General features: G+C 46.1%; 28 protein-coding genes and 1 tRNA gene. 17 read left to right on the forward strand and 12 right to left on the reverse strand.

Translation table 11 applies throughout. The features are described from left to right. The first annotated feature begins 266 nt into the window (after positions 1-266). The gene (locus H6F63_RS10525; RefSeq protein WP_190637151.1) at positions 267-1,001 is read left to right on the forward strand and encodes an SIMPL domain-containing protein; all 735 of its coding nucleotides are present in this window, start codon (positions 267-269) and stop codon (positions 999-1,001) included. Between the two features lie 73 nt (positions 1,002-1,074). Here H6F63_RS10525 and H6F63_RS10530 read toward each other — a convergent pair whose 3' ends face one another. Further along, entirely contained in the window at positions 1,075-1,437 is a 363-nt protein-coding gene (locus tag H6F63_RS10530) for a single-stranded DNA-binding protein (RefSeq protein WP_190637153.1), read from the reverse strand. Between the two features lie 299 nt (positions 1,438-1,736). Between H6F63_RS10530 and H6F63_RS10535 the strand changes: the two genes are divergently transcribed. The 3 genes from H6F63_RS10535 (at position 1,737) to mreD (ending at position 4,304) form a co-directional block, all read left to right on the forward strand. After that, positions 1,737-2,744: a rod shape-determining protein gene (locus H6F63_RS10535; RefSeq protein WP_190423691.1), complete on the forward strand. Its 1,008-nt coding sequence runs from the start codon at positions 1,737-1,739 to the stop codon at positions 2,742-2,744. A 195-nt stretch (positions 2,745-2,939) separates the two neighbouring features. Next, the gene (gene mreC / locus H6F63_RS10540) at positions 2,940-3,674 is read left to right on the forward strand and encodes a rod shape-determining protein MreC (protein ID WP_190637155.1); all 735 of its coding nucleotides are present in this window, start codon (positions 2,940-2,942) and stop codon (positions 3,672-3,674) included. A gap of 84 nt (positions 3,675-3,758) precedes the next feature. Continuing rightward, positions 3,759-4,304 (forward strand): rod shape-determining protein MreD, encoded by a 546-nt coding sequence (gene mreD, locus H6F63_RS10545; protein ID WP_190442550.1) that lies wholly within the window; start codon positions 3,759-3,761, stop codon positions 4,302-4,304. Between the two features lie 29 nt (positions 4,305-4,333). Here mreD and H6F63_RS10550 read toward each other — a convergent pair whose 3' ends face one another. Beyond that, positions 4,334-5,143 (reverse strand): HAD family hydrolase, encoded by an 810-nt coding sequence (locus H6F63_RS10550; protein ID WP_190637156.1) that lies wholly within the window; start codon positions 5,141-5,143, stop codon positions 4,334-4,336. 221 nt (positions 5,144-5,364) lie between these two features. Here H6F63_RS10550 and ribD point away from each other — a divergent pair, with 221 nt between their 5' ends. Continuing rightward, positions 5,365-6,498, forward strand: a complete 1,134-nt coding sequence (gene ribD, locus H6F63_RS10555) for a bifunctional diaminohydroxyphosphoribosylaminopyrimidine deaminase/5-amino-6-(5-phosphoribosylamino)uracil reductase RibD (RefSeq protein ID WP_190637158.1) — start codon at positions 5,365-5,367, stop codon at positions 6,496-6,498. Between the two features lie 69 nt (positions 6,499-6,567). Beyond that, entirely contained in the window at positions 6,568-7,179 is a 612-nt protein-coding gene (locus tag H6F63_RS10560; RefSeq protein WP_190637160.1) for a hypothetical protein, read from the forward strand. 73 nt (positions 7,180-7,252) lie between these two features. On the opposite strand, the gene H6F63_RS10565 is transcribed toward H6F63_RS10560, so the two are convergent. Further along, the gene (locus H6F63_RS10565) at positions 7,253-7,486 is read right to left on the reverse strand and encodes a hypothetical protein (protein ID WP_190423680.1); all 234 of its coding nucleotides are present in this window, start codon (positions 7,484-7,486) and stop codon (positions 7,253-7,255) included. A gap of 839 nt (positions 7,487-8,325) precedes the next feature. Between H6F63_RS10565 and H6F63_RS10570 the strand changes: the two genes are divergently transcribed. Next, entirely contained in the window at positions 8,326-8,643 is a 318-nt protein-coding gene (locus H6F63_RS10570) for an RNA-binding protein (protein ID WP_190423676.1), read from the forward strand. Between the two features lie 99 nt (positions 8,644-8,742). Here H6F63_RS10570 and H6F63_RS10575 read toward each other — a convergent pair whose 3' ends face one another. The 4 genes from H6F63_RS10575 to H6F63_RS10590 all read right to left on the reverse strand — a co-directional run bounded on the left by H6F63_RS10575 (position 8,743) and on the right by H6F63_RS10590 (position 10,877). Continuing rightward, positions 8,743-9,042, reverse strand: a complete 300-nt coding sequence (locus H6F63_RS10575) for a hypothetical protein (RefSeq protein WP_190637161.1) — start codon at positions 9,040-9,042, stop codon at positions 8,743-8,745. A 127-nt stretch (positions 9,043-9,169) separates the two neighbouring features. Then, a tRNA-Ala gene (locus H6F63_RS10580) sits at positions 9,170-9,242 on the reverse strand. A gap of 46 nt (positions 9,243-9,288) precedes the next feature. Further along, positions 9,289-9,990 (reverse strand): HAD family phosphatase, encoded by a 702-nt coding sequence (locus tag H6F63_RS10585; protein WP_190637163.1) that lies wholly within the window; start codon positions 9,988-9,990, stop codon positions 9,289-9,291. Then, a complete protein-coding gene (locus H6F63_RS10590; protein WP_190637165.1) occupies positions 9,987-10,877 on the reverse strand; it encodes a class I SAM-dependent methyltransferase in 891 nt (296 codons plus the stop codon). Before H6F63_RS10590 ends, H6F63_RS10585 begins: the two co-directional genes overlap by 4 nt. Positions 10,878-11,118: 241 nt before the next feature. Between H6F63_RS10590 and H6F63_RS10595 the strand changes: the two genes are divergently transcribed. Together H6F63_RS10595 and H6F63_RS10600 are read left to right on the forward strand one after the other, a co-directional pair. Continuing rightward, the gene (locus H6F63_RS10595) at positions 11,119-12,300 is read left to right on the forward strand and encodes an RtcB family protein (protein ID WP_190637167.1); all 1,182 of its coding nucleotides are present in this window, start codon (positions 11,119-11,121) and stop codon (positions 12,298-12,300) included. Between the two features lie 230 nt (positions 12,301-12,530). Beyond that, positions 12,531-13,118 carry a Uma2 family endonuclease gene (locus tag H6F63_RS10600; protein WP_190637168.1) on the forward strand — a complete coding sequence of 196 codons (588 nt, stop codon included), beginning with the start codon at positions 12,531-12,533 and terminating at the stop codon, positions 13,116-13,118. A gap of 55 nt (positions 13,119-13,173) precedes the next feature. Here the strand turns inward: H6F63_RS10600 and H6F63_RS10605 are convergent, their stop codons facing one another. After that, positions 13,174-13,473 (reverse strand): hypothetical protein, encoded by a 300-nt coding sequence (locus tag H6F63_RS10605; RefSeq protein ID WP_190637170.1) that lies wholly within the window; start codon positions 13,471-13,473, stop codon positions 13,174-13,176. Positions 13,474-13,622: 149 nt separating this feature from the next. Between H6F63_RS10605 and H6F63_RS10610 the strand changes: the two genes are divergently transcribed. From H6F63_RS10610 to H6F63_RS10620, 3 genes are all read left to right on the forward strand, one after another. Next, positions 13,623-14,342, forward strand: coding sequence for a hypothetical protein (locus tag H6F63_RS10610; RefSeq protein WP_190637172.1), 720 nt, complete (start codon positions 13,623-13,625; stop codon positions 14,340-14,342). A gap of 162 nt (positions 14,343-14,504) precedes the next feature. Beyond that, entirely contained in the window at positions 14,505-14,729 is a 225-nt protein-coding gene (locus H6F63_RS10615; protein WP_190637174.1) for a type II toxin-antitoxin system HicA family toxin, read from the forward strand. After that, positions 14,726-14,944, forward strand: a complete 219-nt coding sequence (locus tag H6F63_RS10620; RefSeq protein ID WP_190637176.1) for a type II toxin-antitoxin system HicB family antitoxin — start codon at positions 14,726-14,728, stop codon at positions 14,942-14,944. Before H6F63_RS10615 ends, H6F63_RS10620 begins: the two co-directional genes overlap by 4 nt. A gap of 17 nt (positions 14,945-14,961) precedes the next feature. On the opposite strand, the gene H6F63_RS30460 is transcribed toward H6F63_RS10620, so the two are convergent. Together H6F63_RS30460 and H6F63_RS10625 are read right to left on the reverse strand one after the other, a co-directional pair. Beyond that, positions 14,962-15,096: a hypothetical protein gene (locus H6F63_RS30460; protein WP_277876382.1), complete on the reverse strand. Its 135-nt coding sequence runs from the start codon at positions 15,094-15,096 to the stop codon at positions 14,962-14,964. A gap of 148 nt (positions 15,097-15,244) precedes the next feature. After that, positions 15,245-17,080 (reverse strand): M3 family metallopeptidase, encoded by a 1,836-nt coding sequence (locus H6F63_RS10625; RefSeq protein WP_190637264.1) that lies wholly within the window; start codon positions 17,078-17,080, stop codon positions 15,245-15,247. A gap of 413 nt (positions 17,081-17,493) precedes the next feature. Between H6F63_RS10625 and H6F63_RS10630 the strand changes: the two genes are divergently transcribed. After that, on the forward strand, positions 17,494-17,943 hold the full coding sequence (locus H6F63_RS10630; RefSeq protein WP_190637178.1) for a response regulator: 450 nt from the start codon (positions 17,494-17,496) through the stop codon (positions 17,941-17,943). Between the two features lie 10 nt (positions 17,944-17,953). Here the strand turns inward: H6F63_RS10630 and H6F63_RS10635 are convergent, their stop codons facing one another. Next, positions 17,954-18,133 (reverse strand): hypothetical protein, encoded by a 180-nt coding sequence (locus H6F63_RS10635; RefSeq protein ID WP_190637180.1) that lies wholly within the window; start codon positions 18,131-18,133, stop codon positions 17,954-17,956. A gap of 456 nt (positions 18,134-18,589) precedes the next feature. On the opposite strand from H6F63_RS10635, the gene uvrC reads away from it, so the two are divergent. The 4 genes from uvrC (at position 18,590) to H6F63_RS10655 (ending at position 23,006) form a co-directional block, all read left to right on the forward strand. Continuing rightward, complete coding sequence (gene uvrC / locus H6F63_RS10640; RefSeq protein WP_190637266.1) at positions 18,590-20,470, forward strand: excinuclease ABC subunit UvrC; 1,881 nt, start codon at positions 18,590-18,592, stop codon at positions 20,468-20,470. 97 nt (positions 20,471-20,567) lie between these two features. Next, on the forward strand, positions 20,568-21,587 hold the full coding sequence (locus tag H6F63_RS10645; RefSeq protein ID WP_190452225.1) for an ABC transporter ATP-binding protein: 1,020 nt from the start codon (positions 20,568-20,570) through the stop codon (positions 21,585-21,587). Positions 21,588-21,696: 109 nt separating this feature from the next. Then, positions 21,697-22,584: an ABC transporter permease gene (locus H6F63_RS10650; RefSeq protein WP_190637182.1), complete on the forward strand. Its 888-nt coding sequence runs from the start codon at positions 21,697-21,699 to the stop codon at positions 22,582-22,584. Between the two features lie 38 nt (positions 22,585-22,622). Next, positions 22,623-23,006 carry a hypothetical protein gene (locus H6F63_RS10655; protein ID WP_190637184.1) on the forward strand — a complete coding sequence of 128 codons (384 nt, stop codon included), beginning with the start codon at positions 22,623-22,625 and terminating at the stop codon, positions 23,004-23,006. A 150-nt stretch (positions 23,007-23,156) separates the two neighbouring features. Here the strand turns inward: H6F63_RS10655 and H6F63_RS10660 are convergent, their stop codons facing one another. Continuing rightward, a complete protein-coding gene (locus tag H6F63_RS10660; RefSeq protein ID WP_190637185.1) occupies positions 23,157-23,597 on the reverse strand; it encodes a peroxiredoxin in 441 nt (146 codons plus the stop codon). Positions 23,598-23,693 lie beyond the last annotated feature (96 nt).

Raw genomic sequence — 23,693 nt, forward strand, 5'->3', positions numbered from 1 at the left:
GGAATTGGAGTGAACTAGGCTACAAGATGATTGCTCTCTAGGGTATGCGATCGCTCTTAGCGATTCCTCACTCAGCCTAATTAGTTCGATTTGAGCTTTGTCTTTCTTATTGAGTATAAATACTTGTACCGACTAGTGCGATCGCCTTAAAAGTATCTTTAGTTCAGTTGCCAAAACTGTAACTGTTTACACTTTCTGGCTGCTGTAGTGGCACAGTGAGAACATTCAAACTGCATTACAAGCGGTTATGTCTGTGAGGAGAATCTATGAATCTAACTTTTGCGTCTAGTTTTTGGAAGCAGGCTGGGCTGATATCGTTAGTCTTGAGTGTGCTTAGCTTGAGTATTGCTACAAGAGCTGTTGCCCAAGAAAAAATGCTGCGAACCCTGACTGTTAGTGGGCGAGGTGTCGAAAATATTCCCACAACTTTGACGCAGGTGCGGCTGGGGGTGGAAGTTCAGGGGAAAGTTGCAGCGGATGTGCAGCAGGAAGCTGCCCGACGCTCAGCTGCTGTGGTGGAGTTGCTAAAATCTCGTAATGTGGAGAAATTAGAAACTACTGGCATTAGCCTCAATCCGATTTACAGCTACGAGAACAATGTCCAGCGTCTAACTGGGTATAGTGCTACCAATATTGTCAGCTTTCGGATTGATACTCAAAAAGCCGGAACCCTTCTGGATGAAGCGGTTAAAGCAGGGGCAACCCGGATTGATGGTATAAGTTTTGTAGCTGATGATAGCGCGATCGCGTCTGCTCAAAAACAAGCTCTACGGGAAGCTACCCAAGATGCCCAAGCCCAAGCTGATGCTGTTTTGAGTTCCCTAAATCTGACTCGTAAGGAAATCGTTAATATTCAAGTCAATGGCGCTGTTGTACCGCCACCACGGCCACTCCCCATAGCTGATATGGCTATGCGGTCTGAGAGTCTAGCAAAAACCACTCCGGTAATTGGCGGTGAGCAAGAGGTAGAGGCATCAGTTACCCTGCAAATTAGTTATTAATCTAGGGATAAAGCATTAAAAATTCAAAATTTAAAAGGGAAATTCTTCTTTTTAAATTTTGAATTTTTAATTTTTAGAACTCGCTATCGTTATAGCTGCCCACACTAGCATCAGTGTCTCGCTTAGAACCAAGGAAATCTAGACGATCCACTTTAATGACGGGTGTAGAACGGCTGGCTCCGGTATTGCGATCGCTCCAAGTATCAAACTTTAACGAGCCTTGCACCCCAATCAAGCTGCCCTTTTTCACATGAACAGCGGCCTTATCCGCCGTCTTACCCCAAAGTTCTAAATTGAACCAGTCGGTTTTCTCACCATCCCGCGTCCAACGGTTCACTGCCAGCGTCAGCTTGCACTTAATGCTTCCTGACTCGAAATACTTAACATCCGGATCTCCACCTACACGCCCTACCAGGGTTACAACATTCAGAGTCATAAGTTTTTTTTAGTACATTTGTACTCGCGTATAGTTAAGTATACTTTAGCGAACGGAAATCTTAGTCTCAAATTAACTTTATCCTGATTTACTCTTTGACGATTAGAATCATGCTTGGAAATCAGTTTGAGGCAAATTTACATAAAGAATTCTTGTTCCTGACTAGACTCAGGATAGAAAACGTAATAGAATCCACCTCGGTTCCATTTCCGTTAAGATTCCGTCACACACAACAGCATTTCATTTTGGGGGCGTAGAAACGAGTGGGTCTTTTCAGTCGCTTTTCCTTATCCCGGGACATGGGTATCGACTTGGGTACTGCTAATACCCTGGTCTATGTATCCGGCAAAGGGATTGTTCTCCAAGAACCCTCTGTGGTTGCTATGGATATGGACACTAAAACCCCGCTGGCCGTGGGGGAAGATGCGAAAAAAATGTTGGGAAGAACTCCCGGCAATGTGGTGGCTTTGCGGCCCCTTCGCGACGGTGTCATTGCCGACTTCGACACTGCCGAGCTAATGCTTAAGCATTTTATCCGGCGGGTTCATGAAGGCAGAGCATTAGTCTCTCCTCGGATTGTAATCGGTATTCCTTCGGGTGTCACTGGCGTAGAACGCCGAGCCGTTATGGAGGCAGCATCTCAGGCTGGTGCTAGAGATGTTTACCTGATTGATGAGCCTGTTGCTGCGGCTATTGGCGCTGGACTACCAGTGGCAGAGCCTACGGGTAACATGATCATTGATATTGGTGGCGGCACAACTGAAGTTGCCGTGCTTTCTTTACAAGGAACGGTTTTAAGTGAGTCGGTGCGCGTGGCTGGTGATGAGCTTTCGGAAGCTATCATGCAGTACATGAAAAAAGTCCACAACCTGGTAATCGGGGAACGTACCTCTGAAGAAATCAAAATTCAGATTGGTTCTGCCTACCCCACCAGTTTTGATGAAGAGGCAATCATGGAGGTGAGGGGTTTACACCTCCTCTCTGGCTTGCCCCGAACTGTTACTATCAAGGGGCCGGAAATTCGCGAAAGTATGTCTGAGCCGCTTTCAGTGATTGTGGATGCGGTGAAGCGAACCTTAGAGCGAACTCCTCCGGAACTAGCAGCCGACATTATCGATAGAGGTATCATGCTGGCTGGTGGCGGTGCTTTGTTGAAGGGGCTAGATACGCTAATCAGCCACGAAACGGGCATTGTTACTCACGTAGCGGCAGATCCGCTGTCGTGCGTGGTGCTGGGGACAGGTAGAGTGTTAGAGAACTTCAAACAACTGGAGCGGGTCTTTAGTGGGCGATCGCGCAGTATGTAGCAGTCAGCGGTCAGTGGTCAGTAGTCAGGCAAAAGTTGGAATGTTGGAACGTTGAAACGTTGTTAGGTGACAACTTTCCAACCTTCAAACTTTCAAACGCCAAACGACAGTGGACAATGAACGACGGACAACGAACAACGGACAACGAATAACAGACAACGAATAACAGACAACAGACAAAAAGCTGATAGCTAAATGTATACACTGCGTCGCTGGTGGGTTCGGCACGGCATACAAGTTATGGTGGCGGGGGCAGCTATTGGGAGTGCCTGGTTAATCCGGGAAACCCAAGGGGCAGCCGTGTTTGAGGTTTACCAGTTGCTTACCCGTCCCTTTCAAACTGAAGCCCCGCCACAAGAGCTTAGAGAGAATGCCCGCGTACAAGAATTGCAGGATCGCCTGACCGAACTGCAAAACCAAAATCAGAAGTTACAAGAGCTTCTAGGTTATGTACAACAAAGGAAACAGAAGGCGATAACCGCGCCCATAGTCGGGCGTACCCCGGACAATTGGTGGCAACAGGTCACTTTGGGGCGTGGCACTGAAGATGGTATCCAAAAAGACTTTATTGTTATGGGTACAGGTGGCTTGATAGGTCGCATCGTGGAAGCGACACCCCGTACCAGCCGTGTCTTGCTGATCAGCGACCCTAGCAGTCGTGTGGGTGCGGTGGTTAGCCGCAGCCGCGTTATGGGTTATATTCGGGGATACGGCTCTAATCGAGTGGTGATGCAGTTTTTTGACAAAGTACCGGATGTCCGGCGGGGCGATGTTGTGGCAACATCCTCTGTCAGTAAACTGTTCCCTCCAGGCTTGCCACTGGGTCGCGTCGAGTCTGTAAATTTGGAAAAAACCCCAGCTCCGGAAGCAATTATTAAGGTGACAGCGCCGATTAGTTATTTGGAGTGGGTGGCAATATATCCCAAATAAATTTGTTTATTTATTGGCTAATAGTTAATGGCTCTTGAACAATTAGCTAATGACAATTTATTAATAACTAATAATTAATAACTAATGATTAAGGTTTCTAATTTGTCACCTTGGGCGCGTCAAATTGTCAACTGGGCAGTAACCGTTGGCTCTGTGGTGCTGTGCTTGCTAATCTTGCCGACTCGCCTACCTGGAATGGAGTTATTAGGAATTGCCCCCAATTGGTTGTTGATTTGGGTGGTGGCTTGGAGTGTGAAGCGAACAGCTGTTCAAGGTGCTGTAGCGGGTTTGGTGTTGGGACTGATCCAAGATGGAATGACCTCACCCGAACCCAGTCATGCTTTGAGTCTGGCCGTAGTAGGAATTTTAACGGCTCGGATTCAAAAGCAGCGGTATATTGAGGAAGATTTTATTTCTGTGGCGTTAATTGTGTTCGCGATGGCAGTTGTGGCGGAGACGGTGAGCGCAATTCAGTTCACTATCGGGAGCGATCGCACTCTGGCAGCAATTTGGACTTACCACCAGCGCATCGCCCTCTCTAGTGCCATTCTCAGCAGTCTCTGGGCCCCAGTAGTTTACTATCCGTTGAATCGTTGGTGGCAGCAGATGAATTTGTTGCAGCAATCTTGAAAAGTTGCTAACTGCTAATTGTTGAACAATTAGCAGTTAGGCATTAGTCTAGGACTATTGACTTCTAGCAGGTAATGTGCAACTGAAAGTAAGTCACTATGAATGCAAGTTGGCTGAAATTGCTGTAATCTTTGGCGAGAGCGAATGCCGCAAGTGAGAGCTATTGTGGGAATTGAGACTGCTTGTCCTGCCAAGATGTCGGCTTCGGTATCGCCTACCATCCAAGCTAATGAGCTTTCCCTGTTCGGCTGAGAGTGTTGGGATATAGCTTTTTCTAAAAGTTGCGTTTTCACGTGGGCGTAGTTTACATAGGCAGCATCATCGTCTTCGGTTCCATAGATGCCACTAAACAGCCGCGCCAAACCGTAATTCTGCAAGATTTGGGTGACTTGGGATGAAGAGCGCAACGTCACTAATACCAGCTTAAAGCCCTGAGAATGTAGCAACGGCAGCGCCCAATTTACTCCAGGCTGCATCTTGTCTTTTTGTAACAGTGCTGGTTGATTCACAATGTTTACCACGCACTGCAAAAATATATCTATCTGCTCTCCAGCTAAGCCAGAGCGCATGGCAATTTCCACATCTGGGACGCGCTCTTGCTTCATTTGCCAGAACTGCTGTAACTTGAGCATTGTAATCGGCAGGATTTCATCCTGAGCTTGGTACAGCTCTTGAGTTTCAGCTAAGGCTAACTGATAAGTTGTGTAGTAGCGCCTGGAAACATCTACGATAGGACCGTCAAAGTCGCAAAACACCGTCAGTTGTGGGCAATACGGGGAAGTGGCTTGACGTTGGTAACACTGGGGTGGTTGCGAAACTGAGGGGGCTGTGCCTTTCATAAGACGTTACAGATATCAACTTTTAGACACGTTTATTTACCTTAACAGGTGTAACATAAGTTTTTAGAGGATTTAGAAGAGAATTTATATTAGACATTTTTATAGAAATAACAAGCGATCGCTTGCGGCCTAGAAACAGCCTCCAGCATATCCCATCGCGATCTTATGCTGGCTTGCCCCTTAATTAATTAAACTCAGGTGTAGCCAGGACAAGCAAACTCATGGATAAATTTCCCAAAGACGCCCAACAAGAGTCGCCTGTAACCCTCAATGATAGCGCCATGATGCAGCGGTGCATAGAACTAGCCCTAAGCGCCAGAGGACGAACGGCTCCCAATCCCCTAGTAGGTTCTGTAATTGTCAAGGATGGGCAGATTGTGGGCGAAGGGTTTCATCCGGGGGCAGGTAATCCCCACGCAGAAGTATTTGCGTTGCGGGAGGCTGGCGATCGCGCCAAAGGAGCCACAATTTATGTCAATCTGGAACCTTGTAATCACTACGGGCGGACGCCTCCCTGTTCTGAAGCGTTGGTAGCAGCTGGTGTGAGTAAGGTGGTGGTGGGTATGGTTGACCCCGATCCGCGCGTGTCCGGGGGAGGTATCGAGCGATTACGACAGGCGGGGATAGAAGTAGTTGTAGGAGTGGAAGAGGAAGCCTGCAAGCAGCTCAATGAGGCTTTTATCCATCGCGTTCTTTACCACCGTCCGTTTGGCATTTTGAAATACGCAATGACTCTGGACGGCAAGATTGCCACTACTACGGGACACAGCGCCTGGATTACGGGCATTGATGCCCGGAATGAGGTGCATCGTACTCTTCGGGGATCTTGCGATGCTGTGATTGTGGGTGGCAATACTGTCCGCCGGGATAATCCCCACTTAACCAGCCATCAAACTGAGACTCGCAATCCTTTAAGGGTAGTGATGAGCCAATCTCTGGATTTACCCGCAGAGGCTCATGTGTGGGAGACAGTGGTGGCTCCTACTTTAGTGTTAACAGAGCAAGGAGCTAATCCGGATTTCCAACAGATGCTGCTGAAAAAGGGTGTAACCGTGGTGGAGCTAACTGGGCTGACACCGACAAAGGCAATGGCATATTTATATGAGCAGGGATTACTTTCGGTGCTGTGGGAATGCGGTGGCACTTTAGCAGCACGAGCGATCGCCGAAGGAGCAGTGCAAAAAATTTTCGCTTTCATTGCTCCCAAAATTGTCGGTGGTAAGGCGGCTCCCTCTCCGGTAGGGGATTTAGGGTTGGCAACTATGACCGAGGCTCTGACCTTAGAGCGCGTCCGTTGGCGCACAGTTGGCTCAGATTGCTTGGTAGAAGGTTATTTACCGTTAGTCAGTGGCTAGTGGCTAATAGCTAATAGCTTATTGTCAATTGCCATTAGCTATTAGCTAGGAACTATTAGCTATAGAAATATGCTCGAAGTTATTTTTGGCAGCCTGTTGGTTGGAAGTTTGGGAATGGATGCGGTGATGCTGAGCGGATGGATGCGCTGGCAGCAGGTGGTTACACGTCAGCAAGATGAGGAGGAGGAAGAAACTTTGACTCGTTATGAATCTAAACAAGACTCCGCACCAGCAGAGTTGCTCTCTTCTAACGGCGGTTCTGTGGGAGCATCCAAAGAACCGCGGATGATGGGCTGGGAATTTAAAATTGTGCGCGCCTCGTCTGATTTGTTTCGCAGTTCAGCTATTTTTCAAAAGCTGTGTGAAGAAGAGGCGCAATCTGGCTGGATTTTGTTAGAAAAACTTGACGATCGGCGGGTGCGGTTTAAGCGAGCGATCGCTATGCGGGACATTATTCCATCGGAATCGCTTTCGTATGACCCTTACCGTAGCCATTATGGGACTAGGTTAAGGCGGCGTACTGGGGTTTATGCGATCGCAGCTGTTATTGCTATGTCTTTACCCGCTTATTTGGGCTATGTTTTGGTGTCGCGGACGCTTAATAATTCCTCTCGGACTATCTCACCGCCAGATTCTCCCCCGGAGAAACTGTCCTTCCCAACGCGCCCTCCGGCTCCATAAAAGCATTCGAGACGCGATGAACATCGCGTCTCTTTTTCTAATGCCGAAGAATTCTTTTTTCCATCAGAGCCTTCTAGTGGGTTTCTTGCCATACAGACTGACGCTCTTGAGCTAGATCCCGAATCAAGGATAGCTTAGAGTGCAGATAGTCGCTCATTATGTTGGCTTCATCAGAATTGAGCGATCGCTGTTGTTTTATCTGCTTGAGTAGCCACTGTACCAAGTTGGCATCGTCTAATTTCAACAGCATATTGGCCTGAGTGGTCTCAATTACAGTCCAAAGCTGACGTAGCATTGTGGGAGTCATACAGTCTCCTTTTCGCGGATACTTGTGCTTGGCGGTGGAATCGGTGGTAACTGGTTTTATTTGTACGGTGAGCGGAGCTGGTTACGGCTCCCTGCCTCTACTTAATTATTCCTTTAGTTTTCCACGATAACTTATCTGGTAATAGCAAAAATGCGATCGCACAAGTTGAAACAATAGTTACAAAATACTTAACAAAGTGAATAATAACTTGACAAAGATGGAGGGTAGGGGGTTTCGCTTTCTCAGTTTTCTCGCCGTTTCATTATCCCCTCTACCCCAGGCAAGGGAACTTTGGCTGTAAAAATCTGTAATAACTGTCGCTTAAATATGATTTCTGACCATACTAGATATTATTATACCAACAAATATATAACGCTACAAATTAGGCTAGCAAAAGGTTTCATCTGTTTTAAATCAGTTTTTGGTATTTAGGGGGTTGTAAGCCAACTGCCCCATTCTCTTTCTTGTTGAGGCTTATAACTAACCTCGGCTTTATCCCTTTCGGAGCCAGTTGTGACACGTGATCGCCCAACTCCCAACACGATCGGGTATATGGATTTGCCACACTTAAAATCCTGAAATCGTCTACTGGCGAGGATTTGCCAATCTAGAATAGTATCAGGCGATCGCTTTGTTCCACTTCATCATCCCCACTGTTGCGTTTTGTAACGTTTTTCTACCTCTCCCCCCCATAGCTCCATATCGTGCTAGTATCGTAAGTGAGAATAAGTTCGGTAGCAGCGTTTGTTTTTAGAATTGACAGGCATTTTCCTTTTAGTTTTGACAGGCTTGTCTCCGAAATCTAAATCTCTACAAAGCTTTGATTTTGGAGAAAATCTATGTCAATTTATGTAGGCAATCTTTCCTACGAAGTCACACAAGAAGACCTCAGTGGTGTTTTTGCAGAATACGGTAGTGTCAAGCGGGTTCAGCTACCTACTGACCGCGAAACAGGTCGCATGCGCGGCTTTGCTTTTGTGGAAATGAGTACGGATGCTGAAGAAACCGCAGCCATTGAAGCGCTTGATGGTGCTGAATGGATGGGCCGCGATCTGAAAGTTAATAAAGCCAAGCCCCGCGAAGACCGAGGTTCATCCTTTGGTGGTGGTGGTGGCGGCGGTGGACGGAGAAATAGCAATTTCTCTAACCGCTACTAAGCTTTAAGACTAAACTCTTTTAGCCCTAATAGATAGCCCCAGTCCACTTTAAGTGGACTGGGGCTATCTATATATAGGTTCTGCCTGTTTAAGAAAGGACTACATCCCAGCCCAAGGGATAACACGATCCGTCACTTTGTCACTGGCGATGGCTGGGCGAACATTCTCATATACATCAGGATACGTTGCTTGTAGCTGTTCTTCTGTGAGATTGGCATTAAGCACAGTACCATCCTTTGTGCTAACTGAGTATAGCAACCCGTTTGAATCCAAAGTGACGGTAATGGTGCGATCGCGCATAACCAGGCGAGTTATAGCGGGATGCTCTTGGGCGCGGGTTGCAGTAGCGAACAGGCTGAACCCTAGTAGCAGGAGAGTAGCGACTGACACTTGAGCCATAATGTATCCTCCAATAACATTGGCTCAATGTTAGCGCTAATTACTTCGGACACAGTAGCGCCCTTATCAACTACTCTGCTGATGTAAATTCAAAACTTACGACATTTAATTTGCGAACGTACAGAAATGGAGAATAGCGGATTTGAACCGCTGACCTCTGCGGTGCGATCGCAGCGCTCTACCAACTGAGCTAATTCCCCTAATCTAAACTTAATTTTTTGCCTTACCTATTCTAGCACTTTACTTTTAACCTGCGGTTGCCTGCGGTGTCGTGCGGGAAAATACTTGCTGCACCCGCTCCACTTCTAAGTCGGTAAAATAATCTACAGCCCAGTTAGTCCAACGCTGGAGCATATGAAATGGGTAAGTATGGGCTACCCCCACCACTTGCACACCCGCTGATCTCGCCGCTTGAATTCCGGTTGGGGTATCTTCAATCGCCAGACAATTAGAAGCTTTAAGGTTGAGGCGTTCTATCGCCAAGAGATACCCATCAGGTTCTGGCTTACTGGTAGTGGTGTCATCCGCAGCAATAATAACCGAAAAATGCTCAAGTAACCCGGTGCGATTTAACACCAATTCTACTTCAGCACGGAGGGCATCGCTGACAATAGCTAGTTTCACCTCATGCAGCCGCAGCTTTTGAATAAAGTCCTCTAACCCAGGATAAATTGGCAGTTCCTCTAACTTATCCAAAGCCTGCTGGTAGGCTTGCGTCTTGCGGTTCACCAATTGGGTTAAATAGCCGTCTCTGACTTCTCTGCCGCGATTTGTGAGAATCTGTTTTAGGCAGAAGCGATCGCTTCTGCCTAAACAAAATTGCCGATATTCCCCTGGTTTTGAGCGCAGATTTTCCGAAATTAGAATTTCATCAATCAGACCCCGGTGAATTGCCTCATCCTTAATAATTACACCGTTAAAATCAAACAGAACTGCCTTCAAAGTCATGCCAATGTGCCATAAGCCGGGATACCCAAGCCCGCCAAATCTTCATTATCAGCTATGTCAGCGATCGCTGTACGCCTGGAATTCTGGGCTGGGATAGGTTTAACACCTTTAGTTAATTGGTGTATCGCCCACACATCCTGAGTTTGCACAGCTTCAAATCCTGCCGATCCCATCCAAGCATCGACGCTATCGGCGGCGTAAGCTCTAATATAAGGCTCCTCAAAAATTTCGCTCAACCAATCAACTTGGCGAATAGTTTTCTGATTCCCATCCAGTATTAAAACCTCTCCTCCAGCCTTCAGCAAGCGGAAACTTTCCCGCAGAATGGCACGCGATATCTCTGGCGGTGTCTCGTGAAACAACAGAGAAGCCGTTACCAAGTCAAAAGACGCATCGGGAAACCCCGTAGCTTCCGCACTGCCATGCAAAAATTGAATATTAGCTCCAGCGTTTCTGGCTTTGTATTCAGACATTACCAGCATATAAGGCGATAAGTCTAAACCAATAACTTCAGCTTGGGGAAAAGCCTTTTTTAACATCAGAGTTGTGGAACCTGTACCGCAACCTAAATCCAGTATCCGTCGCGGTTGCCCAGAAATTGCATCAACCAAGCTTTGACGTATCCAGGCTTCGTTAGGCGGCAAAACATACTGGGTAATGGGATCGTAGGAAACTGCCGCACCAGGAGTAAGATAACCGCCCTGTATGCCGTGGAAGTTTTGACTACTGTAGTAAGAAGGATATTCTAAATTGGGATTGCGGAAGCGATCGCTCTCCTTTTGCCAATCAACGCTTTCATAAAAACGCCGTAACCCCTTCTCATCAATGAACATCCGAATCACAGGTGCTAAGAAGCGCTCATAGATTGAGTTCTTGCCAACCGCCATAGGATTTCATCCGGGTAATGTGAATACCAGAGGAGCATACCTCCTCTTTACGAATCTTAATGTAACTTATACCTCAGAACCTCTGCCTGCGGGTTGTCTCTAGGGATGACAAAACTGTAATTTATATGTAGTATTAAAGTAATATACAACTTTTGCCGCAGCTATCCCATCTGAGTCTGCTTTATTGACGGGAAGTAACCTTGCGGCAATACGGATCTTTATTTATAGTTAGCACACGTTTATGCGCTACGAAAAGTTAGAAATTTCGACTCCAAAGCCAGTGCTATCTTGGGCAAATCATGCCCTTGGTTCTGATGAAACCAAGATGGCAAAGAATGTCGCCTCCCTACCATTTGTCTTCAAGCACGTAGCGCTGATGCCAGACGTTCACCTTGGCAAAGGTGCCTTGGTGGGTTCTGTCGTGGCTACTAAAGAAGCAATTATGCCAGCTGCTGTGGGCGTAGATATTGGTTGCGGCATGATGGCGATAAAAACGCCATTTACCGCCAAACAATTGGAGGGAAAGCTGAAGCAAATTCGTCTGGATTTAGAAGCAGCGATTCCTGTTGGTTTCAATGAAAACAAAGATGTTGAAAAAGCAGTTTTAAATTGGCAGGGTTGGCGAGATTTCAAGGAAGTACATTCAGGGGTGCAACGCCTAGAAAATAAAGCCATGAAACAGATGGGTTCTCTGGGTGGCGGGAATCATTTTATAGAAGTTTGCCTGGATACCGAGAACTCTGTTTGGCTGATGCTGCACTCTGGTTCGCGCAACATCGGCAATATGCTGGCACAAAACCATATTGGCACGGCTAAAGAACTAGCGAAACTAGCAGGCGATCGCTTACCCGATCCAGACTTAGCTTACTTTGTCGCTGGTACGCCAGAATTTGCCACCTACTGGCACGATTTACAGTGGGCGCAAGACTACGCCCGTTTCAACCGCGACGTGATGATGGCGCGTTTTAAGCGAATTGTAGAAAAGCATCTCGCTGGGGGTAAGCAGACTAAGCCGTTGCTGTCAGTGAACTGTCACCACAACTACGCCGAAAAAGAAGTGCATTTTGGCGAAGATGTGTATGTCACTCGCAAAGGTGCAGTCCGGGCGCGTGAAGAAGATTATGGCATTATTCCCGGCTCAATGGGGGCAAAATCCTTCATTGTTAAGGGTAAAGGTAATGCTGAAAGCTACTGTTCTTGCAGTCACGGTGCTGGACGTTTAATGTCTCGAAATAAGGCAAAGAATGTCTACACGTTGGATGATTTGATTCAGCAGACAAATGGTGTGGAGTGCCGCAAGGATGAGGGCGTTTTAGATGAAATCCCTGGCGCTTATAAACCGATTGAGCAAGTCATGGCTAATCAAGCGGATCTTGTCGAAGTTGTGGCGACGCTAAAGCAGGTTGTCTGTATTAAGGGTTGATTTATGTAGGGTGGGTATCGCCCACCTTTTTTATTTTTTAACGCAAAGGTACGCAAAGGTTAACGCAGCCGTACGCAGATTTTAATTAAGTTAAAAGGTAGTTTAATAATTTTCACAAATTAATCAAAATGATGTTTTTTATTGGTCTATTTTAAAATATAATTTGAGAAAAATTGAGTTAATGCTTCTCGCCTCATCAACAAAGCTTTTACGAGGAAGTAATAGAAACTATGATTGCTATTCGACAATTTAACCAGATGACTCCCCAAGAGTATCTGGAATGGGAACCCACTCAAGAAATCCGCTACGAATACATTGATGGGGAAGTCTTTGCCATGACTGGGGGGACGAAGCCTCACAACCGGATCGCTGGCAATATCTACACGGCTCTAGATAGTCATTTACAAGAGAGAGGCTGCGAAGTCTATATTGCAGATGTTAAGGTGCAAGCCTCTGAGAATGGCCCCTATCATTACCCTGATGTGGTGGTGACTTGCGACTCCAGAGATCGAAACTCTAATCAGTTTGTTCAGTATCCTTGCCTAATTGTAGAAGTCCTTTCCCCTTCTACAGAAGCTTTTGATCGGGGGGGTAAATTTGCCCGATATCGTCAGATGGAAACTTTACAAGAATATGTGCTGATCCAGTCAGAACAGATAGGGGTGGAGTGCTTTAGGCGCAATGAGGAGGGTTTGTGGGTGCTTTATCCCTATGAGTCAGGAGATACATTCACTCTCTCTAGTGTGGGACTTTCTCTAAGCGTAGATGCTGTATATCGACAAGTTAGATTTGAATCTACGGAGACAGAGGCATCTTGAAGTATATGCTTTTGCGCGATCGCATTCTGACACGAGTGATCGCTTATGGTACTTTTCATCTATAAAGGGCTGTGGGAGTTTCCCCAGAAACTAGACACCGCTGGAAGTGGCGATCGCTATCTTTCAAACTTCGCCACATTTCCCAGAAATCATCGCCGCCGCAGCGAGTGAGATGAATAATGGTATCTACAGCAGCGCGATCGCAAATATTGGTGAAGTCCTCTACAGGCTGTAGGATTAACTCACAGGCGGATTCCTCTTCTAAGTAGATCACCCGCAAGCTACCAGTGTTAATCAAATAGTCGCTCCAGTAGTTGGAAAGCTCTTTCGGCTCGTGGGAACCACTGAACAGCAAAGTTCAAAAGGTAGATGTTTGCACTACGTTAGGTGAATAAGCTGTAAGCTTTCAGTTTATCCACCTCAATCGGGGAAATATACAGAAAGTTTCTCCATAATTAACGATTTATACCAATTACCTAAATGGCAGAAAATATGAGCGAAGAGTTGCAATGGCGGATCACGAGTTTCTTTGATTATTGGAGAGAACGACACGCATTTATCCGTGATTTAGACTTCAGCAAGCACAGCCATGAAGCTAACGTGTTGCTCTGGGGAGAACTTGACCAGCTTTCCAACCTATGGGCAGGCAACATCGGAAGTAAGCAATGCGGCAAGAAAATGGGTAAACGCAATATTTTCGACGCTTTCCTTGCACGCTACGGTGGTGAGCTATTCCAGCTTGTCTCATTACCGGACATCTGGAACCGAGTCGATAAAGGGAAAGCTGCGGATCTACCTGAGAATATACGCACATTTTTGGGCACAGTTGGGGGACGCTGTACTCCAACTGTGCTTCAGGAACAACGTACCCGTTGTACCTCGGAGGACTGGAGTTTGGATGCGACCATCACTAGGACTCTGGCAAATTACCCGGAAATGGATCGCACTAAGCTTGAGGAATGGCTAACTTTTTCTCGATACGGCGCGATCGCCTACAAGCAAATGCGGTGTGCATACATCCATGAGGGGCGACCGGGAAAGGGTACGCACAGCTTCAAGTTACACGGATTCGCAGAAAGACCCACATACCGTAGCGCGATCTATGCTGCGCCCCCGATCATGGGCTTCGATATTGAGTTCATGTTACGTGTATTGGGGTTCTGCATCGACGAGTTTGAAGCTGATGCACTAGCGTTGCAGGCAGATCCCGTGCCCGAACAATGATGTACCATCATCGGTTGTCTGTAAGGCGTATCGAGGGGTTCGTTGTCAGCAGAGGAGCCTAACTTGCTGCTAGAGCGGACGGGCGGTCTCTTAAAAACTCGGTACGATTTCAAAGAACTCGCTTATCGATGAAGATTCAATGGATCGGCGTAGACAAAATCTATGCCTAGGAAAATTCGAGAGTTAAAAGCTCAGATTGCGCGTGAAGGATTTGTATATCTGCCCAAGCGCGGCAAAGGTAGTCATGAGCGTTGGCGACATCCAATGCTTAGGAAAACACTGACAATTCCAGGCAAGGATGGAGATGATGTGCCACTTTACCTAGAAAAGCAGTTAGCACAGTTATTAAGTGAACTGGAAGAGTTAAGGGAGGACGAGGAATCATGAATCGATACAGCATGATTATTCAGTGGTCAGATGAAGACCAACTTTTTCTAGTCACAATCCCAGAGTTTTGCGATCACGTTGTCATGCCTTGCACTCACGGTAAAACTCGTGAGGAAGCAATTCGTAACGGGGAAGAAGTGATTGAAATGTACTTAGAAGCATGGCTTGCCGAAGGTGAATCCATCCCTGAACCCAGCACACTTCAAATTGCTTAATTATAATTTCAAAACTTTTACTCTGTAGTCAGTTCGCCCAGCTTGAGAACGTGACCCAGGTAAAAAAACAGACAGACAAGCCGATACTCATTGCCGTAAACACTCAATTCCTTGCGGGACGCTACTACTAGCATCAAGGCGATGTCGTGCATAAGCGATCGCAAATTGTCATAAAATTCGTTATCAAATTCCTCAGTACGTTTGGAAAGACTTTCTCCAGCTCTTGAAAGGAGGCTCCAGCCTCCTAAACTGCGCTACCAGGCTGAGCCTGGTAGCGAGAAATACGATAAATTTGGACGATTAAAGCGTTGCTTGCAGCTGATCTAAAAGACCCTCAACATAAGTCAAAGCACCGCTAATTGTGGCTGGATCTTCGATGTCTATTCCCACATACTTGCGTAACGCTTCCACCTGATTCATGCTTCCCCCTGCTGCTAATAGATCCAGGTAGCCAGGAATAAAATCTTTGCCTACCTGAAGATATTTTTGGTAACAAGCGAGACTGACAATGTTGGAAGCTGTGTATTGATAGCAGTAGAACGGTTTAAAGTAGATGTGGCCAATCCGCGCCCAATCATACTGGTGTTCGGGTAAAATTTCCACGGTATCGCCACAGAGTTCGCGGTAAAGTTCCGTCCACTTTTCATTAACAAAATTGTGGTCAAAACTACCTTGGACGGCGCGTTCGTGAATTGCCAATTCTAAGCGGCTAATTGTGCTTTGGCGGAATAGCAAATTTAGCTGATCTTCCAATTGCCGGGTTATTAGCGATCGCTTAAGTTTTTCGTCGTCGCCAGCGGTTTTCAGCAAGTAATCCAACAACAGCAATTCATTAAAGGTTGAGGCAATTTCTGCCAGCACCATTGGCGGATTACTGTTAAAATAAGTTTGGCGATCGCCTATCCAGGCAAAGTGCAAGCCATGCCCCATCTCGTGCGCTAACGTAAACAGAGAGTTGTAATCTTCTGTGTAAGAAAGCAACAAGTAACTGTGCTTACCATGAGTGTAGGAGCAGAAGGCACCGCCGCGCTTACCGGGACGCACTTTGGCATCTACCCAGTTTTTCACGAAAAACTCTTCTGCCCGTCGAGCATAGTTGATGTCAAACTGTTCTAAAGCAGAGAGCAGGGTTTCTACACCATTTTTGTACTCAATTGGCGCAGCCTGGTCGTCGCCATCTGTCCAAGGTGCATAGATGTCGCAAATGCGAATTTCTTGATTCAGCGATTTTGCTTTTAGCTGGTAGTAGCGTTGGAACAGATCAAAACGCGATCGCGTTCCTTCCATAATCGCCCGAAACACAGCTTCCGAGACTTCATCCGCCAACAGTTGTTTGTGCAACGTCGAGGCGTGCGATCGCATCTGACTTTCCAGCCGATGATCTTGCGTCACAGTGTTTAAAATATAGCCATACAGCAAGTTGTGCTGCTGCATCACTTTCCGCACCGACCGATAAGCGTTGTAGCGCACCTCAGATGAGGGATGAAACAGTAATGCACCCAGTTCCGCCTCGGTGTCAGATGTTTTTCCCTCTGGCGTGGTAACAGGTTCATACTCCTGCTCTCCGAGATGAATAGAACGCAATTGAATAAACGCTTGCCGACCTGTTAAACTATCTTGATTACGGGTTTGCTCGACTTCTTCAGAAAGTTTGTGAGGGCGATATTGGGCGCTCCGATCTAAGTAGTGGTTGTAGGTAGATAAGGCTGCTGAGCCTTGCAATTCGCTAAATTTAGCAGCGTCTAAATCCTGCAATTCTAGGTCAAAAAACAGCAGTTGGTTTTCAATTCCAGTTAAGGCTTCTCTCACCTTATCTAGAAATTGCTTCGCCTCATTGTTGCGCGTATCCGCTGAGAAAACCAGAGAAGGGAAGGCATAAAGATAACCAGATTTTTCTGCCAATGCTTCTAGCTGTTGCAGACATTGCGCCAGTTCTTCCGGTGTCAGGGAACTAACTTTTCCCCGATAATTTTGCCTAAACTGGATTGCATCCTGCTGGAGTACCTGCAAATCTTGCGCCAGATGGGGATCGTCAAAGCCTTTGTAGAGGTCACAAAGATTCCACTCTTGAGGGCTATCTAGCTGGTCTAAAGTGGTAAGTGCTTTAGATTCATTGGCATTAGAAGACGATTGCACCAAAGCCAAAGTTAAACTCCTTTAGAAAATGTGGTTGAAAAATGCTTTGAAGAATGTAGTTACTTGTCTATTTTATCCAAATTGATTTCAACCTTGCTGCGAGTAGGTTAGAGTTCTTCTGTTTTGGATAGTTTACTTAGCCAATAAGTAGGTGGACATAATTAAATAGTGCATAGGGTATCTTCCCCATTGCCTGCCACTAAAGCAAAGTGTGGGCAATACCTATCCTAGGGATGCGGGCTATGGGAAAAGATAAGTTTCTGAGGCAGGTTGATTTTTTAATACATTTTAAACTCAATCACAATATAATTTTTTATTTTAATAGATTTTTAAGGAAGGCTCAGGTAAAATAAGACACAATTATTCTGTCAATGCTCATATAATTTTCAGCAATCCTTCACAGCTAACGAATCATGAGCAGCGAAACACAAAGTTCAACGACCAACCAAAAATTAAACTCCAGCGCCTCCGCAGCTGCCAAGCGAATTTTGATCGTTGAGGATAGTCCCATGAATCGAGAGTTGCTGAATGACTATCTGGGATATCTGGGATACGAAGTTTTCGCATTGGCAGAGGGATCGGGCTTTTTTCAGGCGCTGATTGACTTCCAACCTGACTTGATTTTGCTAGACTTGAAGTTACCGGATATCGATGGGTATACCATACTCCAACAAATCCAAGAAGGAACAGACTGGCTGCACATTCCTATAATTGTTGTTTCAGCTTTTGCTTTTCAAGTAGACAAAGAAAAAGCTCTTAGATTGGGCGCGCGTCGCTTTATCGTTAAACCTGTAAATATCGTTGATTTGAAGCAAGCCATACAAGAAGAACTCCAGATGGGGAGTTTAGAGGCTTCTTGTTAGTTTGTTCAATTTATTCGATTTTGTTCTTGTTAATATATTCCTCCACTGTTTTGCTAAGAGTTTGTATAGAATGACTGATTTCCACAACCTGAGTTTCGACTCGTGACAATAAGAAAACAACTGTTTGAAGTTGATTGAGTGTTTCATCCATAGCGTTTCGGTAGTTGGCCTCAAACTCTTCTAATTTCATGACTTTAACCGGGTGTGTAAGGTAGTAAATAAAGCGATTACTTGGTTATATCAGCATATCAAAATTCAAAATTAATTTAACTTATTCCAGATAAAAATCATATTGACTACTATAAATTCATCCAAGAGACTAATTCCTTTATCGAATCTTTAAAATTAATATAAAATTAGGTTATAGAGAATACAAAAATAGTGCTAGTTGCGAAATATTACTGAGATTTTAATATTTTTTAAATGCCTATCCTGAAATACTACTGAATTGGGAAATCGTCCAAAAATACATCTTGCGAGATTTTACTGATTTAGCGATCGCGCTACCCTTTTCTCAATGACGTATTCCAGTTAAAGACTGCTGCTTTCAAGGAGTGCTTTGTTTATGACAGATCCGCAAATGCTGAGGGATGGGAACGAGTTATCCCCCGCTACAAATCAAAGCGGTTATGTCTCGTCTGCTGGAATGACCCCAGCGGGGAAAACATTGCCGCTAGTCAAAGATCCAGAACGGTTGGAGAATCGCCTGAAGGAGATTCCGCCAGAACCGGGAGTCTATATCATGCGGGATGGGTGCGATCGCATTCTCTACATCGGCAAATCGAAGAAGTTGCGATCGCGCGTTCGTTCCTATTTCCGAGACTCTCAGAAATTAAGCGATCGCATTGCGATGATGGTACGCCAGGTTGCCGAGATTGAATTCATCGTTACTGACACCGAAGCCGAAGCCTTGGCGCTAGAGGCAAATCTTGTCAAACAGCACCAACCTTACTTCAATGTACTCCTAAAGGATGATAAAAAATATCCCTACGTACTGATCACCTGGTCAGAACAATATCCCCGTATTTTCATCACCAGGAATCGGCGGATAGGTAAAAAAGGAGACAAGTATTATGGGCCTTACACTGATGCAGGACTGTTGCGAAATATCCTGCGAGTAGCCAAGCGAATATTTCTGCTGCGACAACGACCGCAACCGCTATTTACAGATCGTCCTTGTCTAAATTACGACATTGGGCGCTGTCCTGGTGTCTGCCAGCAACTAATTTCCCCAGAGGAATACCATAAAACAGTGCAAAAAGTGGCAATGGTGTTCCAGGGACGCACTGGCGAACTAATTGACATCTTGACAGCGCAAATGGAACAAGCGGCGGCGGAACTAAACTTTGAGGCGGCAGCGAGGAAACGCGATCAGATTGGGGGGTTAAAATCGCTGACAGCTGACCAAAAAGTGTCTTTGCCAGATGATACCGTTTCGCGGGATGCGATCGCTCTGGCCGCTGACGAAAAACACGCCTGCATTCAATTGTTCCAGATTCGGGCGGGAAAACTGGTGGGACGTTTAGGCTTTGTTGCTGAGGCGGACTCAGGAACGCCGGGAGCAATATTGCAGCGCGTTTTGGAGGATCATTACCAAAACGCTGAGTCTGTGGAAATCCCCACAGAAATTCTAGTGCAGCATGAATTGCCAGAAGGCGAGATGCTGGGAGAATTCTTAACGGAACGCAAAGGGCGAAAAGTTAGTATTCTCGCGCCACAGCGCCAAACTAAGGCAGAATTGGTTGAGATGGTGGAGCGCAACGCCCAACACGAACTGGCGCGGATGCAACGAGTAGGCGATCGCAACGAACAAGCGATGCAGGATTTAGCGGCGATTCTGGATTTGCCAGATTTACCTCATCGCATCGAAGGTTATGATATTTCCCACATCCAAGGGTCGAATGCTGTAGCCTCGCAAGTAGTGTTTATTGACGGCTTGCCCGCAAAGCAGCACTATCGCCACTATAAAATTAAGAATCCCACCGTTACATCTGGTCACTCTGACGACTTTGCTAGTCTTGCTGAAGTCATTGGGCGGCGTTTTCGCAAGTATGCTGAAGATCCGCAATTACAACGAGTGGGAAATTCCGATTGGCCTGATGTGGTGATGATTGACGGTGGGAAAGGTCAGCTTTCATCGGTTGTCGCTGTTTTGCAAGAGATGAATTTGATGGAAGATTTGCGAGTCGTGAGTCTTGCTAAACAGCGAGAAGAGATTTTCTTACCTGGTGAATCTTTACCACTTCAGACAGATGCGGAACAACCGGGCGTGCAACTTCTGCGGCGATTGCGGGATGAAGCGCACCGTTTTGCTGTGAGTTTCCACCGTCAGCAGCGGAGTGATAAGTTAAGGCGATCGCGTTTGGATGAAATTCCGGGCTTGGGTTTCCAGCGACAAAAGGAACTTTTGGCGCATTTTCGCTCGGTTGATTATATCCGGGAAGCGTCACCAAAGCAGCTGGCTGAGGTTTCGGGTATTGGCCCGCGTTTGGCTCAGGAGATATACGATTATTTTCATCCGGCTTAATACAAACCGCTTCAATCAACTATTGGCTTAATCCCTGCATCCTTCGCCCGTTAGAATAGAAATAAAGATTGTTTAGATTTGTAAAATTGGGACATCTATGGCTCCCGCTGTTTTAATCGAAAAGCTCGCCAAACGCTACGGTTCAGTAGAAGCCGTTAAAAACGTTTCTTTTCAGGTCGAACCTGGTGAAATTTTTGGTCTTCTAGGGCCAAATGGTGCTGGGAAAACTACGACTCTGCGTGTCTTGTGTACCTTGACCAAGCCTGATGCTGGCAAAGTTGAGGTATCTGGCATCTCGGTTATCGATAATCCTAGAGCGGCAAGGGCTAGACTAGGTTATGTGGCTCAGGAAGTTGCGCTGGATAAGGTGCTAACTGGGCGGGAAATGCTACAACTGTCCGCTGCACTTTACCACCTCCCCGGTGCAGTCGCGAAACAGAGAATTGAAGCGGTGCTGGGTTTACTGGGATTGCATGAATACGCCGATAAAAAGACTGGTACTTATTCTGGCGGTTTACGCAAGCGTCTAGATTTGGCAGCTGGGTTATTGCATCAGCCAGATGTCTTGGTTTTAGATGAACCGACGGTGGGATTGGATATTGAAAGCCGTGTGGTGGTTTGGGACTTTTTACGCCAGCTGCGGGCGAGTGGTACATCTGTGTTAATTACCAGCCATTATTTAGAGGAAATTGACGCGCTGGCGGATCGGGTGGCGATTATTGACAAAGGTGTGGTAATTGCCTCTGGAACGCCGTCTGAGTTAAAGGATAAAGTAGGAGGCGATCGCATTACTCTCCGCATCCGCGAGTTTTCCCCAATCGAGGAAGCCCAAAAAGCAAAAGATATGCTAATATCTTTACCTTTTGTGCAGGAAGTGATTATCAATGGCGCTCAAGGTAACTCTCTAAATTTAGTAGTGAAGCCGCAAAGTGACGCTTTGATAACGATTCAGCAATCTTTACAATCAGCAGGCTTACCGACTTTTGGTATTGCCCAAGCTAGACCTAGTTTAGATGATGTTTACCTGGCTGCTACGGGTAAAACTTTGATGGATGCTGAACTTGCAGCATCTGCTAGCCGCGATCCGAAGGCTGAGAAGAAACAAAATATGCGATAAGTTTAGATTTTACATCAAGGCATAGCTTTGATATCTCGTTCCCAGGCCGCAGGCCAGGAAAGAGGTTTGGGAGGCTCAGCCTCCCGACAGTTATCATAGGGAGATTCAGATGAGTAGTACGTTAACACCTCCAAAACCTGACATTCGTTTGCAGCCACAAGCTGCTAGTCAACCAGTTGCATCCAGTTTGTTTGGCGATTTTATTCAAGAAACTCTGGCTTTAACAAAGCGTTTGTTTATACAGTTGCAACGCCGTCCCTCCACTCTAATCGCTGGGATAATTCAACCGTTGATGTGGTTGGTTTTGTTCGGGGCGCTGTTTCAAAATGCTCCTCAAGGCTTGTTTGGTAATAGTCTCAGCTACGGACAATTTCTCGGTGCTGGAGTAATTGTTTTTACAGCCTTTGCGGGAGCGTTGAATGCTGGTTTGCCAGTAATGTTTGACCGAGAATTCGGGTTTCTTAACCGTTTGTTGGTGGCTCCTCTAGCTTCCCGATTCTCGATTGTTGCAGCTTCAGCTATTTATATCATCGCTTTGAGCTTTATCCAAACGGCTGTAATTGTTACAGCTAGCGCTTTGCTGGGTGCGGGGTTGCCAAATATACTGGGGTTGAGCGCGATCGCTCTAATTGTCTTCCTGCTCGTTGTCGGCGTAACTGCTTTAAGCCTTGGTTTGACTTTTGCTTTACCCGGTCACGTCGAGCTAATTGCGGTAATTTTTGTTACTAACTTGCCGCTACTGTTCGCCAGCACTGCGCTCGCTCCCTTGTCATTCATGCCCAAATGGTTGCAGATAGTTGCTACCCTCAACCCCCTCAGCTACGCAATTGAGTCAATTCGCTACCTATATCTTCATAGCGACTGGGGACTCGGTAGTGCGGTAATGCAGGCTCCGTGGGGGACTGTAACTTTTGGGTCAGCTCTGCTAGTGCTTATCGGTTTCGATGCTCTAGTATTACTAGCAATTCAACCCCTGCTGCGTCGCCGCTTTGCTTAACGTACAATCATGAGTAGCGTGTTATACCCCAAATTGCCATGAAGATAAAAACCCAGCTGGTTTTCGGTGTCCTTGCTGGCATGGGAGTCCTTTCTCCCCTGCTGCCTCAAGCAACATTAGCTCAATCAACTCTAACTCCACCAGGGGAAGTAAAACCTTCAGATACCTTCCAAAACGAGCAAAATACAGATCCGTTTTCTCGAAGTGACAATGGAAGTTCTTTCGGTGTTTTAGACTTAATTCATCGAGCCACGCTGGGCAATACTCGCGATTTGAATGAGTATTCTATCGAACAGCGTCAAAACATAAATACTGCCGCCGATGAGTTTCGGCGTCAACAATTAGAGCTTCTTGGCAATCAAAATCAAGCTTCCCCGAACAATCAGACAAACCCAGTTAGAAATACACCAACACAGAATTAATCTTTTAGTAAACTGCGTAGTAACGAAGCCTAACGAATGATTTTGGGTGTTGGGTTTCGTTCCTCAAACCCAGTTACAACTGGGAATAAAAAAAGGGGCATAATAAATGCCCCTCTTTTTATTAATTGGTTAGCTTATCTTGCACTCAGCTTAAGAAGCAAGTGCCGCTAAAATATCACTCGCGTGAGAAGCAGTATTAACGCTGGAATCGACATGAATAATCTTGCCGCTACCATCAATAACATAGGTTACGCGCTGGGCATAACCGCTGCTACCTTCAACGTCATAAGCTTTGATAATGCTGCCATCAACATCTGCTAGTAGGGGAAAAGGCAGATTGAATTTCTCGGTAAATTTCTGGTGCGAGTTCTCATCATCTTTGCTGACACCCAGCACTACAATATTTTTGCCCTGATAGTCTGTATAGGCATCCCGAAAACTGCAAGCTTGTTTGGTGCAGCCTGGAGTATCGTCTTTGGGATAAAAATACAGAATTACCGTTTTCCCCGAAAAATCAGATAGCGAAACGGTGTTACCGTTGGTGTCTTTGGCTGTGAAGGCAGGTGCCATCGTATCAACTGCTAAAGCCATAGATTCTGTTTCCTTCTGGGTTACGATCGTTTAAGCCATAAGATTTTACAATATTTTACGATCGCGCTTGGGTTAGGTTAAGGTAGTTGACGGCAG

Source organism: Trichocoleus sp. FACHB-40 (genome assembly GCF_014695915.1).
GTDB lineage: Bacteria > Cyanobacteriota > Cyanobacteriia > Cyanobacteriales > FACHB-T130 > Funiculus > Funiculus sociatus.